Annotated in this window: 13 protein-coding genes and 1 pseudogene; 4 read left to right on the top strand and 10 right to left on the bottom strand. The window is 51.9% G+C overall.

Features of this window, described 5'->3' with window-relative positions:
• Positions 1–151: 151 nt before the first annotated feature.
• From CX664_RS01490 to ubiE, 9 genes are all read right to left on the bottom strand, one after another.
• Complete coding sequence (locus CX664_RS01490; RefSeq protein ID WP_101745007.1) at positions 152–1456, bottom strand: ankyrin repeat domain-containing protein; 1305 nt, start codon at positions 1454–1456, stop codon at positions 152–154.
• A gap of 143 nt (positions 1457–1599) precedes the next feature.
• On the bottom strand, positions 1600–2379 hold the full coding sequence (tatC, locus tag CX664_RS01485; protein ID WP_101745006.1) for a twin-arginine translocase subunit TatC: 780 nt from the start codon (positions 2377–2379) through the stop codon (positions 1600–1602).
• A gap of 316 nt (positions 2380–2695) precedes the next feature.
• On the bottom strand, positions 2696–3115 hold the full coding sequence (tatB, locus tag CX664_RS01480) for a Sec-independent protein translocase protein TatB (protein WP_101745005.1): 420 nt from the start codon (positions 3113–3115) through the stop codon (positions 2696–2698).
• A gap of 133 nt (positions 3116–3248) precedes the next feature.
• Positions 3249–3515: a Sec-independent protein translocase subunit TatA gene (gene tatA / locus CX664_RS01475; protein ID WP_101745004.1), complete on the bottom strand. Its 267-nt coding sequence runs from the start codon at positions 3513–3515 to the stop codon at positions 3249–3251.
• A 126-nt stretch (positions 3516–3641) separates the two neighbouring features.
• Entirely contained in the window at positions 3642–3968 is a 327-nt protein-coding gene (locus CX664_RS01470) for a phosphoribosyl-ATP diphosphatase (RefSeq protein ID WP_101745003.1), read from the bottom strand.
• Between the two features lie 41 nt (positions 3969–4009).
• Positions 4010–4417, bottom strand: a complete 408-nt coding sequence (hisI, locus tag CX664_RS01465) for a phosphoribosyl-AMP cyclohydrolase (RefSeq protein ID WP_101745002.1) — start codon at positions 4415–4417, stop codon at positions 4010–4012.
• A 587-nt stretch (positions 4418–5004) separates the two neighbouring features.
• Positions 5005–6621 carry a ubiquinone biosynthesis regulatory protein kinase UbiB gene (gene ubiB, locus CX664_RS01455; protein WP_101745000.1) on the bottom strand — a complete coding sequence of 539 codons (1617 nt, stop codon included), beginning with the start codon at positions 6619–6621 and terminating at the stop codon, positions 5005–5007.
• Between the two features lie 9 nt (positions 6622–6630).
• The gene (locus tag CX664_RS01450) at positions 6631–7314 is read right to left on the bottom strand and encodes a ubiquinone biosynthesis accessory factor UbiJ (RefSeq protein WP_101744999.1); all 684 of its coding nucleotides are present in this window, start codon (positions 7312–7314) and stop codon (positions 6631–6633) included.
• Complete coding sequence (gene ubiE / locus CX664_RS01445; RefSeq protein WP_101744998.1) at positions 7314–8081, bottom strand: bifunctional demethylmenaquinone methyltransferase/2-methoxy-6-polyprenyl-1,4-benzoquinol methylase UbiE; 768 nt, start codon at positions 8079–8081, stop codon at positions 7314–7316. Before ubiE ends, CX664_RS01450 begins: the two co-directional genes overlap by 1 nt.
• A 380-nt stretch (positions 8082–8461) precedes the next feature.
• Here ubiE and CX664_RS01440 point away from each other — a divergent pair, with 380 nt between their 5' ends.
• From CX664_RS01440 to CX664_RS01425, 4 genes are read left to right on the top strand one after another with little or no spacing between them, the layout of a single operon-like run.
• Positions 8462–9907: a DUF3375 domain-containing protein gene (locus CX664_RS01440; protein ID WP_101744997.1), complete on the top strand. Its 1446-nt coding sequence runs from the start codon at positions 8462–8464 to the stop codon at positions 9905–9907.
• Between the two features lie 36 nt (positions 9908–9943).
• The gene (locus tag CX664_RS01435) at positions 9944–10561 is read left to right on the top strand and encodes a DUF4194 domain-containing protein (protein ID WP_101744996.1); all 618 of its coding nucleotides are present in this window, start codon (positions 9944–9946) and stop codon (positions 10559–10561) included.
• Positions 10542–13961, top strand: coding sequence for an ATP-binding protein (locus CX664_RS01430; RefSeq protein ID WP_101744995.1), 3420 nt, complete (start codon positions 10542–10544; stop codon positions 13959–13961). Before CX664_RS01435 ends, CX664_RS01430 begins: the two co-directional genes overlap by 20 nt.
• A complete protein-coding gene (locus CX664_RS01425) occupies positions 13962–15125 on the top strand; it encodes a DUF3322 domain-containing protein (RefSeq protein ID WP_101744994.1) in 1164 nt (387 codons plus the stop codon).
• A 404-nt stretch (positions 15126–15529) separates the two neighbouring features.
• Here CX664_RS01425 and CX664_RS26110 read toward each other — a convergent pair.
• A pseudogene (locus CX664_RS26110) lies at positions 15530–15773 on the bottom strand (hypothetical protein); the annotation flags it as partial.

Here is a 15773-nt window from a genome sequence, read left to right as displayed (position 1 = left end):
CGGTTTTGTTAGATTGGGGGGGAAGTAATTCTATTTGTCGAACAAAATCGGACTTTCAGACCAATTTGCTACCAACGCGCGACTGCACATGGATAAAGGCAACTGCAGGAGCAGTTGCCACACAAGGCATACCATTCACGGTCAACTTCGTTCACTCAAAAGAACTATTGTCATCCTTCAAATCTGATTTCATTGAGGGGGACAGAAATGGCGATTGATCCACACTGACATCCATGCGACCGTCATCAGTATCTTCCTGACTCTGCATCAGGGGATCTCGAACACCTTCTTCGCAGGATTGTTCCGGTGTAGAGACCTCGACACCTGACAGTGGCTTGAGCAACGTGATAACTCGCTCGAACTGACTCGGGGTTATGCTTGATTTCTTGCCAGTATTCACATTGCATTTGCCATTTAAGTTCACGGTGATTTTACTCTCTTGGTTGTGCAATACCGAATTGTCCACGCTTGCAACATACACCAGAAGATTAACCATGCCGTTTCTGCACGCGTACTCAAGCCAGTTAAATCCTTTTTTGTCTCTACAGTTATGATTTGTGTCTTGCTCCAGCAACAAACAGGCTATCTTGCCGCCGCAGGCATTATTGTTATTTTGAAACATACATAGCTGATGCAATGGTGTCTGGTCAGCCTTGTTAAGCGCGTTGACATTCGCTCCCAGCTTTATTAATGCCTCTACCGCACTCAGCTGGTTATTACTGGCAGCGATGTGCAATGGCGTATTGCCCAGTCGATCCTGGCAATTGATGATATCGGTGGAAAGTGCGGCACTCTCAATGCCAGCAATGCCAGCAATGCCAGCAATGCCAGCAATGCCAGCGGACTGGTCCTGTTCCACCAGAAGTTTGATCAATCCCGGGAAGTTATGCCTGGCGGCATGGTGAATAGGCTTGAAGCCGTTGCGATCCATCATGTGCTGATTGGCACCTGCCCCAAGCAAGGCCTCAAGACCCATACGCCTGGCATCGCGCTCTTCAGACACACTGGCAAAACGACAAACGAAGTTGGCTTTCTCAACCCGGGCTCCACAAAGCAATGCCAGTGGCGTAAAACCGTTCCCATCGACACTATTGATATCTGCAAGCTGCCCCGTGGCAATGATGGATGCCACCGCCTTGCCATTGCCTGATATGGCCGCAGAGTGCAATGGGTTACAATCTCTCAAGTCGCCGAGGGTAATCTGTGTATTCAGATCAGCCCCTCTGGAAAGGTAGGTCTGAATCTGCTCCAGATTAACCACCTGTTGGCATTCCAGGCCGGCACATAAACTCCTGGTTAGATCAATGGTACCAGGTTTAATCTCTGGCATAACATCAGGTAACGCCTTGACACTGCCTGCATTATCATCTGTCGGACCCGGTTTTTTCTCTGACTCGGGAGTCATGGATTGCAAAATGGGAGCAATAGCTCTGCAAACATCACTATAAGGATTCATTTGTCACCCCAGGTATCTATACCTATCATCTTTCAGTTTTTGCTTAAAGATGAATTTGACCAACAAAACAAGAAAAGGTTCAGTACTTCTATACCTGCATTGACACCAATGCTTACAACGATAATGAGCATTGCGAAAAAGCGCTAAGTTTCTGCCTCATCCGGTTTCCGGCTTTTCACAAACCGGGCAAAGAGAATTCCGCACTCAAACAACAGCCACATCGGAATGGCCAGCAGAGACTGTGAAATAACATCAGGCGGCGTCATGATCATACCGATCACAAAGCAGCCAACCACCACGTATGGGCGCTTTTCCTTGAGGCTTTCGACCGTAGTCACCCCCGACCACACCAGCAGAACCGTCGCCACAGGGATTTCAAACGCGATACCAAAGGCAAAGAACAACTTCAGGATAAAATCCAGATAACTGTTGATATCCGTCATCACGGTGACTGACTCAGGGCCAACCGTGGTGAAAAACGAGAAAATCAAAGGGAAGACCACATAATAGGCAAAGGCAATGCCCAGGTAAAACAACACAATACTGGCAACCAGCAGAGGAATTGCGATGATTTTTTCATGCCGATACAGGCCAGGCGCAATAAAGCCCCATGCCTGATGAAGAATAAATGGAATCGCAATAAACAGCGACAGCACAATGGTCAGCTTAAAGGGTGCCAGAAAGGGTGAGGCCACCTCGGTGGCAATCATGGTACTGCCTTCCGGCAGGCTGGCGCGGAGCGGTTCCGAGATATAAACGTAAATATCGTTGGCAAAGTAAAACAGCCCGGCAAAAACCACCAGCACGGCAACCAGGCTTTTCAGGATACGCCCGCGCAACTCAAGGAGGTGCTGAACGAGAGGCTGCTCTTTATCCTGACCTTTTGATGTCTGTTGAGAATCATCCGACGTTTGTTGTGACATAGTTTACCAAACCCGTCGTAAAGCATCGCCCAATCGGGCGGTGATATAAGACAGGAGCGCGCAGAGCGCTCCGCTTGAGTGTTTGTTCATTCCTTGCTAACTTTATTCGGTCTTTTGTAGACCTACCGTCGGGCAGACGGGATGTAAAGTCTGCGGAGTTCGTGTGAGACTTGGGGAGCACGGGTTGATTCGCCATCGTAAAAGCTCCCACTGTGGAACTTTTATGCGATAACCAAGCCTGTTCCCTGAGCTACGGACCGTGAAACAGAAACGTTCTTGAGCGATCAAGAACCCTCGCCCGCCAGGGCGGGGAGTGTCAGTTACTGCCCTTTTCCTGAGACAGGCGAGCAGAGGTGTCATTCACTGCCTGTTTGTTAACACTGCCATCTCCACTCACTGAGCCACTTTCACCCCCGGGCGAAGTATTTACACCGGAAGACGTCTGGTCTTCGGCAGGATCAATGCTCACAGACTTTTTCAGATCATTGATCTGACTTTGAAACTGTTCGCGAGTTTTATGCAACTCTTTCATGACAGCTTCATTGTGCAATTGCTGTTTGATTCCGTCGGCATCAATCTCCCGCTCAAGCTCCTCTTTGACGGACTGAAAACTGCGACGAATTTTGCCCACCCAGTAAGCGGTTGTCCGGATGGCCTGAGGCAGGCGCTCCGGACCCAGCACCACCAGGGCAATTACGGCAACCAATAACAACTCTGTAAAACCTATATCAAGCACAGCGAACTATCACACCTCTCGATCGCCACTCAATTGCCAAAGGGTAGCTGTAGCTCCCCTGCAAGAGGGGATCACACCTGGCTCAAAAGAACAGCTTCCGCCAGAAAACCGGCCTGAAAGCCCTTTTATACAGTCAAGACTGCTTATGCCTGGACTTTTCCAGGTCAGACTCAAGATTACGCTGCTCAACAGAGTCAGCCTTCAGCTCAGCCTTCCCTGAGTTTTTTTCATTATTTTTCTCACCTTCCGACTCTTCATCAGAGCTCAGTGCTTTTTTAAAACCTTTTACTGCACTGCCCAGATCACTGCCTATTCCGCGAAGCTTTTTCGTACCAAAAAGCATCACTACGATCAACAGAATGATCAGCAACTGCCAGATACTGATGCCACCAAAACCCATTTTCTACTCCTTCAGCTCTCCATAAAAGCTGATCAAATAATACACAAAGAGAGGACGCATTACCCCATTCCATCACTAGGCGTGGCTATTTTGCAACAAACGTTCAGGAAAAGTCGGGAAATACAGTTACCCGCGGGATGCTTTCTCTTCTATACCGGAAAGCCCGAAACGACGATCCAGCTCATTCAACACATCAGCAGGCTCAAGCCCAAGATGGGACAGCATGACCATGGTATGGAACCAGAGATCAGCCGTTTCATAAATAACCCCCTCCCGATTATGGTCATATTCTGATGCCTTGGCGGCAATCAGCACTTCTGCTGACTCTTCCCCCACTTTTTTCAGAATATGGTCCAGCCCCTTGCTATGAAGCTGTGCAACATAAGAGGAATCCGGATCAGCTTGCCTGCGGTTGCTTAATACTTCAGTCAATTTTCTGATTATATCGTTCATGTTTTAACCTGTGGGATGATTTACAGCAAAGAAAACAGCCTTTACTGATGTCCATAAATCGTTGCCGGATCCTGCAACACCGGCTCTTCGGTATCCCACGATGCGTCTCCATGGTTATCACTGAGGCGACGATAAAAGCAAGACTTACGTCCTGTGTGACAGGCAATACCACCTGTTTGTTCCACTTTCAGCAGGATCGCATCGCCATCACAGTCAAGGCGGCACTCTACCAGCCGTTGCGTATGGCCAGAGCTTTCGCCTTTGCGCCATAGCCTGCCCCGTGAACGGGACCAGTAAATGGCAACCTGTTCTTTCAGGGTCAGTTCCAGCGATTCCCGATTCATCCAGGCCAACATCAAAACCTCTGCGGTCTTATGATCCTGGGCAATGGCTGTCACCAGGCCATCATCGTTCCATTGAACCTCATCCAACCAGTGAGTTGTTTTCATAACACTATCCAATCATTTTATTTGTTCACATACTGACGCGGCTGATCAGATATCATATCCCTATTTCCCGCAGAGACACGACAACGTTAGCATGCAGGCATTAACACAACAGATTTGGAGAAGATCACCTAAACAACCATTGCCAAATAGCTGTTCACAACACCCTTTATCGTTAGCACGCCGCTCTACCTGGAGAGCATCTTCTCTCATCTGTCTCATGACGTTATTGAGAAAAAGCACATTATTACGGTCAGGAAAAGCTTGTGTAGCCTTCCTCATAGCTTGTGGAGTCTGCCTCATAGCTTCCGAGTAGGACGGCGGGGGCGTAGCACACAGGTGACAAGGCTGGGAAGCAACGACGTCATGCCCCAAGAAACGTCCAGGCACATCTGAACCTGACGCTTCAGTAGCGCCGTAGCCTGGTGGTTGGGTGCCGCTTACAAAACCACCCGGAACCGAATTCATGGGGCAACTCCTGATAGCTGATGGATACCAATATGTTGACCCCCGGTATGAGAAAAAGTTCATGGGCCGATTTGTGGCTGACCCGGGGGTTTTCATAAAAACGGTGCAAGCTGGCAACCTTCTTAGCGAACAACCAGCCAACCACCCATTGCCACAGCCAGTAATCCAACCATTGTCTGATCCAGCAGCTCTTTTTCCACAAAAAAGGCACCTGAAGTCACCATCAACGCCCCGCCTGCCAGAAGTAGCAGAACACCAAAACGCCTCTGCTTTTGCTGGCGTTTTTCCGTCCTCACCTGCTGATGATGCAACGCCTGTTGCTGATCAACCAGGGTTCGCACCGTTGACATCACTCTCTGGGCCATCACGGGAGCACTTAGCAGCCAGTCTGCACTTTGCTCCTTAATATCGCAGAGAATGCCTGTTGGGCTGACCTGGTCTTTCATCCACTTTTCCAGATAGGGCTGAGCCGTGGCCCAGAGATCCAGATCCGGGTATAACTGACGCCCCAGTCCCTCGACATTTAATAATGTCTTCTCCAGCAGCACCAGCTGCGGTTGAACCTGCATATTAAAGCGGCGGGCCACCTGAAAGAGCCTGACCAGCAGCTGGCCGAAGGAGATATCCTTAAGGGGCTTTTCAAAGATCGGTTCACAGACGGTACGAATCGCCGCTTCAAGCTCTCCTACCGGCGTATCCCTGGGCACCCAGCCGGAATCCACATGCAACTGGGCAACCTTGCGGTAGTCGCGCCGAAAGAAAGCCAGCAGGTTACTGGCCAGATAGTGCTGATCTTCCGGCTCAAGCGTACCGATAATGCCACAGTCGATCCCGATATAGCGCGGCTCGGCAGGATTGGTGGTATCAATAAAAATATTGCCCGGATGCATATCCGCATGGAAAAAGCGATCCCGAAACACCTGGGTGAAGAATATTTCAACGCCCCGCTCTGCCAGCTTTTTCATATCCACGTGCTGTGCTTTCATCGTGGCAATATCGGAAACAGGCACCCCGTAAATCCGCTCGACGACCATCACTTTTGTGCGGCAGTAATCCCAGTACACCTGGGGCACAAACAACAGGGGAGAGGTCAGGAAGTTACGTCGCAGCTGCGAACAGTTAGCCGCTTCCCGCAACAGATCAAGCTCATCCAGAATGGTACGTTCATAGTCGGCCACCACTTCCACCGGCCTCAAACGACGAGCGTCTTTTGATAAAGCAATCAGCACGCGGGCAAACAGATACATTAAGCCAATGTCTTTGCGAATCACCTGCTCAATGCCCGGACGAATCACTTTGACCACCACCTCTTCACCGGTATGCAGCTGAGCGGTATGAACCTGGGCAACCGAGGCAGAAGCTAATGGTTCACGATCAAAACGGGCAAACAGGGTATCGACATCACTGCCCAGGCTGGACTCAATAATGCCAATCGCCTCACCGGCGGGAAACGGCGGCACATCATCCTGAAGCCGGGACAACTCATCACTGATATCATCCGGCAACAGGTCCCGCCGGATTGAGAGGATTTGCCCGAACTTGATAAAGATAGGCCCAAGCGCCTCCAAAGAGAGGCGGACACGCTCCCCCCGGGGAGCATTATTGCGGATAACATAGCGCCAGGGCAGCAGAATCAGCAGGCAGCGCAGCCAGAACGGTGAGCGCTCCGAATCAATCAGATTATCCAGCCGGTTACGGGCGACAGCGGCCACAATTTTCAACAAACGGATCAACGTCAGGCCCCCGACTTATGATTTGGCATCAGATGTATTTTTTGCAGGTTGCATGGTTTGCCATTGCTCCTCCAGCCGCTCCATCGACTCAGCCACACACCCCACTTCCTCCGCAAAGCTTTCCACTTCAATCCTTGACGGAATCAGGCGAAGTTCTTCCTGAAGGTATTCCCCGAGGTTGTCCATAACCAGCTGCTGCCCCCGGTGAACATGGTCACCGACGAAGCGGAGCCCCCGGGCCATCATATGCCCGGTGATATCGCCAAAGGTCTGGCAAAGCGGTCTTTCCCAGTCCAGCTCCATCTGCTGGTGAATCTGCTGCAAATCAGCAATCAGCGTCTTATCACCAGAAACACTCAACCCGGGAACATCAGCAAACGGCAGATTCCTGCGCGTCGCCAGTGTGACAAATGCAACGCTGGAACCTGTAAAGGTGGCATCCACCACACATTCACTCTCGGCACCAAGACTACTGGCAAGGCGAATACGGTCATGCTCAAAGTGGACATAACACAACCACTGCGGCGAAGTGCACTGAAAAGCCACCACCTTACCAAACCAGTGCGACAGTTTTTTTATGGTGACCGGATCCAGAGCCAGCAGCGAATTGACCTGACGCTCGAGGGCTGCCAGCAAACCCATCTTGACGACGATATTATCAAAAGAGCTGTCAGAAGAGCTGTTATCAGAGTCGGCCATCAGGGCTTAACTCCCTTATGCAGCGCCACAATGCCGCCGGTCATATTGTGGTAGGCCGTATTGACAAACCCGGCCTCTTTCATCATGCCTTCCAGCGTCTCCTGATCCGGATGCATGCGAATACTTTCAGCCAGATACTGATAACTTTCGGAGTCCCCGGCCACCAGCTTGCCCATCATCGGCAGCAAACTGAACGAATAAGCATCGTAAGCCCTGGTCAGCAATGGATGGTTGGTTTTGGAAAACTCTAGAACCAGCAATCGCCCACCCGGCTTTAACACCCGGCACATAGAGCGAAGTGCCGCATCCTTATCCGTCACATTACGCAGACCAAAAGAGATGGTAATGCAGTCAAAGGTGTTATCCGGGAAAGGCAGGCATTCCGCATTGGCCTGGACAAACTCCATATTGCCAACAATGCCCTGATCAGTCAGTCGATCCCGACCGACGCGCAACATGGACTCATTGATATCCGCCAGCACAACCCGCCCGGTTTCGCCAACGATACGGGAAAACTGCCTGGCCAGATCGCCAGTCCCCCCGGCGATATCCAGCACCACATGACCGGGCCTGGCGGCGGAAAGCTCAATGGTAAAACGCTTCCAGAGCCGGTGAATGCCCATGGACATCAGGTCATTCATCACATCATAGCTACTGGCTACCGAGTGAAAGACACCCGCTACCAGCCCTTCTTTATCACTCTCTGGCACATCACGATAACCAAAGTGCGTCGTGCCATCATGCTTTTGCTTGCCACTGTCAGTCATGATCCTTCCCGGCATTCATTCGATCAATCTTATGGCTGGCTATTGTAAAGGCAAATGACTTATGGCGTAAGCATGAGAACAGGTATCGTCGTCATTACCGGAAAAAACGGCGAATGCTCTCTATGGAACTGCCCTGAAATAACTGCCACATTTTCGATGTTATCCAGCAAAGAAAAGCCTTGCCACGGAGACACGGAGGCACGGAGAAAAGAAAAATCTTTTCCTCTGTGCCTCCGTGTCTCTGTGGCAAACAGAGGTAGTTATTCAGGTAGAATTTCTAACTGGGAGAGAATAAGAGCGAAGTCATGGAATAAGCTTCCGTAATCAACTACCATCACAGCCATTATTTATATTGGTTCTGTCATTACTCATTCTGCCCCATGGACTTCAACCGTATCTCCGGCCTGCGCAGCCACCCCGCCTGGCGACTGTTGCAGGCAGACAGCGCACCGCTGATTATCAGCTTCCTCCACCGTGCCTTTATTGCCACCAACCAACGTTCGGTGGCGGCAGAAGAGCTGGCCACGAAACTGGACGACTACCTGCACCATTTACGGGAAACCACCGGGGAGAACCGGTACCCCAAAAAAGGGCGGGATTATCTCAACAACTGGTCTGCCGGTGAACAAGGGTATTTAAGAAAGTACTACCCACCCGCCAGCATGGGCGATGAACCGCTGTTTGACCTGACCCCCGCCACCGAAAAAGTAATTGAGTGGATTGCCAGTTTTGAGCAGAAACAATTTGTCGGCACCGAGTCCAGACTGCTGACCATTTTCCGGCTACTGCGGGAAATTGCCGATGAGACCGAAACCGACCCCACCCTGCGCATTCAACAATTAGAGCAGGAAAAGGCCGCCATTGAACGACAGATTGCCCAGCTGCGTGAAGGTCATGTCACCCCTCACGACGGCACCCGGATCAAGGAAAAATTCCTGCAGGCAGAGGATACCGCACGGCAACTGTTGTCTGACTTCCGTCAGGTGGAAGAGAACTTCCGGGCACTGGACCGGGGCGTCAGGGAACGGATCACCACCAGCAGCAGCGGTAAGGGCCAGATGCTGGACACCATTTTCTCCGAGCAGGATGCCATTACCGAATCAGACCAGGGGCGCAGCTTCAAGGCATTCTGGAGCTGGCTGATGTCCCCGGTCAGCCAGGATGAATTGCAGGAGACATTGCAAAAAGTCCTCCGGCTGCCGGAAATCAATAGCCTCAACAGTGATAAAGACCCTTTGCTGGACGGCATCCGTTTTCGTCTGCTGGAAGCCGGGGAGAAAGTGAACAGCACCTGCGCCCTGTTAGTGGAACAGTTACGCCGCTATCTGGATGACCAGGCCTGGCTGGAAAACCGCCGGATTATGGAGATTGTCCGGGATATTGAGCAGAACGCCATCACCATTCGCCAGCACCCGCCACCGGATAAACTGTTCACCACACTGTCGCCATTAAAACCGGAAGTGGAGCTGCCCATGGGCCGGGGACTGTTCCGCCCCGCCCTGCGTCCGGTGATTGATGAAGTGCCGGAAGAGGGTCAGGGCGATGTGGACACCAGCGCACTCTATAATCAGCACTATGTGGATGAGCAGGCTCTGAAAAGCCAGATTCGCTTCGCCCTGCAGACCCGGTCACAAATCACCCTGGCAGAACTGCTGGAACTCTACCCGGTGAAAAAAGGGTTAAGTGAAGTGGTCGCCTACTTACATATCGCGGCTGAATCGGATCGGGCGGTAATCAACGCTGAACATAATCAAGCGGTTCAGTGGCTGGACAATACCGGGAACACCAAAGCGGCGTGGATGCCTTCGGTGATTTTTACCCGTTAATGGTTTTTTACCTATTAATAACTTCGTCATAACAAAATGAGCAAGAATGAATCAGCCCCATCACAGGGGAACGCCAATCTGGGTGTCGTTGTGGTCAACCTGATGAAAGGTGTTGTCTATCGGGACCAGAATCCGGCGGTATGGCAACAACTTGAAGAACTTCATGGGCCGGTATTGGACTATGTCCGGGTCATGGGTCTGGACCTGATCCTGGACGAGGCCGAAGGCTACGCTTTTCTCCGGCAACTGGATGAAGAGACCACCGAAGCAGACGACGACAAGACCAAGCTGCCGCGACTGGTGGCCCGTCGCCCCCTTAGTTTTCCGGTCAGCCTGCTCTGCGTACTGCTGCGCAAAAAAATGGTGGAACAGGACGCCAGCGGTGGTGATGCCCGGCTGATCCTGAACCGTGAACAGATCGTTGAGATGATGCGGGTGTTCCTGCCGGACCGGGCCAATGAAGCCCGACTGTTTGACCAGATCGATACCCACATCAATAAAGTGGCCGAATTTGGCTTCCTGAAAAAACTGTCCGGCAATCCCCCCGCCTGGGAAGTACGACGCATCATCAAGGCACTGGTGGATGCCGACTGGCTGGCCGATTTTAACGACAAACTCAAGGTATACCGGGACCATGCAGACACACTCGTTTGATTTTTCCGACAGCACAAAACGGGCAGGCTTTCGCCTGGCAGCCCTGGAAGTGCTGAACTGGGGAACCTTTCACAAAAAAATCTGGGTCGCCACCCCCGGTGGTGATAACAGCCTGCTGACCGGGGATATCGGTTCCGGTAAATCCACCCTGGTGGACGGTCTCACCACCCTGTTGGTCCCCAGCCAGAAAATCACCTATAACAAGGCGGCGGGTGCGGAAACCAAAGAGCGCAACCTCACCTCCTATGTGCGCGGGTACTACAAAAGCGCCAAAGATGACGACACCCTCAGCGCCAAGGCAGTGGCCCTGCGCGACCATAACAGCTACAGCGTCTTGCTGGCCCGTTTTGTCAACGAAGGGTTTGACCAGACCATCACCCTGGCCCAGGTATTCTGGAGCCGGGATAACAGCAATACGCCGGAGCGCTTCTATCTGGTGGCACGCAAACCGTTATCCATTGCCAAACACTTCAGCGGCTTTGGCAGTGATATTGGTGACCTGAAAAAAAAGTTGAAACGAAAGGAGCACATCAAGCTGTTTGACAGTTTCAGTCAGTACCAGGCCGAGTTCCGCCGCCAGATGGGCATTGACAACGACCAGGCTTTAGAGCTTCTTTATCAAACCGTCTCCATGAAATCCGTGGGCAACCTGACCGAGTTTGTCCGCAGCCACATGCTGGAAAGCACCGATGCCGAAGAGAAAGTCAACGAACTCAGTCGTCAGTTTGACAACCTTAACCGGGCGCACGAGGCGGTACTGAAAGCTCGCCAGCAAATTGACCGCCTCGCCCCCATGATTGACAACTGCAACCAGTATGAAAGCATTGAGACAAGCATTGCGGCCCTGCGCCAGTCCAGGGAAGCGCTGTACGGATTTTTTGCCGATAAAAAAATCACACTGCTGACGGAGCGCATCCAACGCCGGGAACAGGAACAGCAAAAACTCGAATCCCGCCTGCAGGAGCTGCGTCTGTCCATTGATGACCTGCGCACTACCAGCCGTGAACTGGAACGGGCCATTGACCAGAATGGCGGCCAGCGCCTCAGTGAACTGAAAACGGAACTGGAACGACTGGGGCGGGAACGGAACCGCATCGCCAAAGCCTGTGATGATTACCAGACACTGTGCAACATCCTGGAATTCTCCCAACCTGCAGACGACGATGGCTTTTTTCATAACCGGCAGCAGGCTGAAACCGGGCTGGAATCCCTGGACAAACAGCAGGCCGATCTGCAAAACCAGCAAGTGGAACACCGCGTTGAGTTCCAGAAACTGCGCAGTCAGCACGATGAACTGGAAGCAGAGATTGCCTCGCTGAAAAGTCGTCAGTCCAATATCCCCAGCCGCAACCTGGCCATTCGTCAGGCCCTGAGTGAATCCCTCAACCTGCCGGAATCCACCCTGCCCTTTGCCGGTGAACTCCTCCAGGTTCGTGAAGAAGACAAACACTGGGAAGGGGCGGTTGAACGAGTACTCCATAATTTTGCCCTGAGCCTGCTGGTGCCCGATGAGCACTACCAGTCCGTTGCCGACTATGTAGATCGCACTCACCTCAAGGGACGCCTGGTCTATTACCGGGTTCGCCAGCCCGCCCGCGCCACGACCGATACCCTTGACCCGCGTTCCCTGTGCCGCAAGGTCTCGATCAAAACCGACAGCCAGTTTTACAGCTGGCTTGAGCATGAACTGTCCCAGCGCTTTGACTATATCTGTTGCGACCAGATGGCCGACTTCCGCCGGGAGGTACGGGCCATCACCACCGCCGGACAGATCAAAAGTGGCGGCAGCCGCCATGAAAAAGACGACCGTTACCGTATTGATGACCGTTCCCGTTTTGTCCTGGGCTGGAGTAACCGGGAAAAAATCTTCACCCTGGAAGCCACCCGTAAACAGTTGGAAGCCGACATTCAGAAATCCGCCAGCGCTGAGATCCAGCTCAACCAGCAGATCAACCAGCTGAACCAACGGCAGTTGGATCTGAAGCTGCTGCTGAAATATGCTGACTTTGCCGAAATCAACTGGCAGCCCCTGGCCATCCAGATCAACAGCCTGGAACAGGAAAAGCAGCAGCTTGAAACCGGCTCGGACATCCTTCGCACCCTGCGCGAACGCCTGGAACGTTGTGAAGCAGCTACTCGTGAAAAAGAGGAACAGGAGCGTAAACTGACCAGGGAGTCTGGTACCGCTGCAGAGAAACTGAAACAGGATCACAAACTGCTGAAGTTATCTGAACAACAGCTATCAGAGCTTCCGGAAACCGCCCGGGAGTCATGCTTTCCCACGCTTGCCGAAATGGAACAGGAAGCCCTGGGGGACAAAAAAATCACCATTGAAAACTGCGACAGCTCCCAATCCACCATGCGCAGCTGGCTGCAGCATCGCCTGGATAGCCGGGAGAAAAAGTCCCGGGAACTGGCGGCCCGGATTACCGGGCAGATGGCGGACTATAAAAACGCCTACCCCCAGGAAACCCGCGAAGTGGACGCCTCCATGGGCTCCGTTGCGGAATTCACCGCCATGCTGGAAACCCTGCAAGGGGAAGACCTGCCCCGCCATGAGCAACGTTTTAAACAGATGCTCAATGAAGGCACCATCCACAACATGGCCATGTTCCAGAACTGGCTGGATCATCAGCAACAAACCATTCGGGATAAAATCGCCACCATTAACCGCTCCCTGGCCGCCATTGACTACAGCGAAGGCACCTATATACGACTTGTGGCGGACAATCACCGGGACCCGGAGATCAACCAGTTCAAAATCGACCTGAGAAACTGCCTCGGCGATACACTGACCGCCGATAACAGCGATGATGCCTATGCGGAAAACAAGTTCCTGCAGGTGAAAACCATTGTCGAACGATTTAATGGCCGGGAGGGCCAGAGCGAGCTGGACAAACGCTGGACCCGGAAAGTCACCGATGTGCGCAACTGGTTCCTGTTCAATGCTTCGGAACGCTACCGGGAAGATGACTCGGAAAAAGAGTTCTATTCCGATGCCGGTGGCAAATCCGGTGGGCAAAAGGAGAAACTGGCTTACACCATCCTGGCGGCAGCACTGGCCTACCAGCTGGGTCTGGAGTGGGGAGAAAACCACTCCCGTTCCTTCCGCTTTGTTATGATCGATGAAGCCTTTGGCCGGGGTTCTGACGAGTCCGCCCGCTACGGGCTGGAGCTGTTTCGCCGGTTGAATCTGCAACTATTGATTGTCACCCCCCTGCAGAAGATTCATGTGATTGAGGATTATGTGAACTCTGTCCACTTTGTTCATAACCAGGGCGGGAACCACTCGATGCTCCGGAATCTGACCATTGAACAATACCGACAGGAGAAACAGCAGGAGCAGGAGCGCCTGCTTAAGGAAACCATAAGCCAAAACCGGGCAGAAGCCATCAGCTAAATGATTACTCTCACCGAACTGCAGAAAAAATCCCTGCGCCCCTGGAGTTCCGGGGCGTTTTTGAGAAGTGTGTTGCAGGGGGAATCCCTGTTCCCGATGGAAATCACGTTTCGCAAGCCTTCCGGCAAAGTACTCAGCCAGGAGTTTGCCAGGGTTCGGGACTGGATCGCTCTGTTACACAGCAACAGTCAGGCGGTAAAAGGCAGTGGTTATAGGCTGGATTATCGCAGCATCAACCATCAGCAGCTCGGTACCCAGCGCATCCCCCAGCGCATTGTGTTTGAACACCGTGAAGACTGGCTGGGTTTTATCGGCAAGATCAAAGCCTTTCGCCAGTTTGATGAACTGGCGGGCACAACCAGACGACAGTTGCCAGAATTAATGCCCTGGCTGCAGGAAAAGCCGTTAAAAGCCCTGGAGTTGGTGGACAGCTGGCCACGGTTGCTGAAGGTCTGCCGATATTTTCAGCTGAACCCAAAACCGGGGCGTTACATCCGCCAGTTGGATATTCAGAGTGTTGACAGCAAATTTATTGAAAATAACAAGGGCATTCTCTCGGAGTTGCTGAGCCTGGCCCTTGAACCGGAGGATTTTGATGGGACCATCGCCGGGCTGGCAGAAAACGGTTTTGAACGCCGCTTTGGTTTACGGTTTGATGAGCCACTGGTGCGCTACCGGTTATTGGATCATCCCGGCCCGGTGACGGATATCACGGTTCCGGTGTCGCAATTTATAGATCCGGGAACCAGCAAGGTGTTTATCACGGAAAACAAGGTCAATGGCCTTGCCTTTCCACCGGTACCGGATGCCATTGTCATTTTTGGGCTGGGCTATGGTATTCAGTCATTGTCCTCCATTAGCTGGCTGAAGGAAAAAGAGATTATCTACTGGGGGGATATTGACACCCACGGGTTTGCCATTCTCTCCCGTCTGCGCCAGCATTTTCCGCAAGTCCGATCCCTTTTGATGGACGAGGCCACCCTGCAAGCGCATTTGGCAATGTGTACAGAGGAAATGGACAGTAAGCGTTTTACTGGTGAACTGAGGGGACTGACCCCGGATGAATCGCCAATGTTTGTGGCTCTGAAAGATAACACCTTCGGGAAAAACCTGCGTCTGGAACAGGAGCGTATCGGTTATGGCTGGCTGTTGGATGCCCTTTGACTGGTGATAGCATTAGCAGCGAAAATCTCCCGGCTTGCTCCACTGCAATCCTGTACAGGGACTGTACAGGATCCATCCTACAGGGAGGTGAATGCCCGGCAAGATGGCTCTCACTGCAAGGTGGGTTTCGTACAATCCCTGTACGGAAAAAAATAAAAAGGACACCCATTTTTCAAAAAGAAGAAAATAAAAAAAATAAAAAGGACACCCACTTTTCAAAAAGTGAGGAGAGTACATCATTTATTCATTTTTTAAATGATAGTATTGATCATTGTAGGAATTTCTCATTCATACCAAACAGGAAGCATATAAAAAGCACTCAGCAACAGCCAGATAGAAGACATTATCAAGACAAGATCATTCAGAAAATTCTGGCCACATTAAAGTAAATGAAAATACGTTGATCAGGCAGGGTAGAGAGCACCGCTCACAGACATCCCATGAACCCAGCATTTTCCGGTGCTTTCTGCATAAGCCTTCAGTGAAGCCAGCTTGCCGACTGCGCGGTGAAAACGATTATTCCAGCGCATAGTCTCCAGCCATTCTTTTGGGTCAATACCCAAGCGCTCCAGGATAGGTGGTACATCGTCAGTTATACGACCATGCTTTCCTTTTCGGACAATTCGGCCAGACCAGTCAACCAGTTCA

This window comes from Endozoicomonas acroporae, from assembly GCF_002864045.1.
GTDB lineage: Bacteria > Pseudomonadota > Gammaproteobacteria > Pseudomonadales > Endozoicomonadaceae > Endozoicomonas > Endozoicomonas acroporae.
The sequence above is the reverse complement of the archived record's forward strand: the minus strand, read 5'-3'. Positions and strand labels throughout refer to the sequence as shown.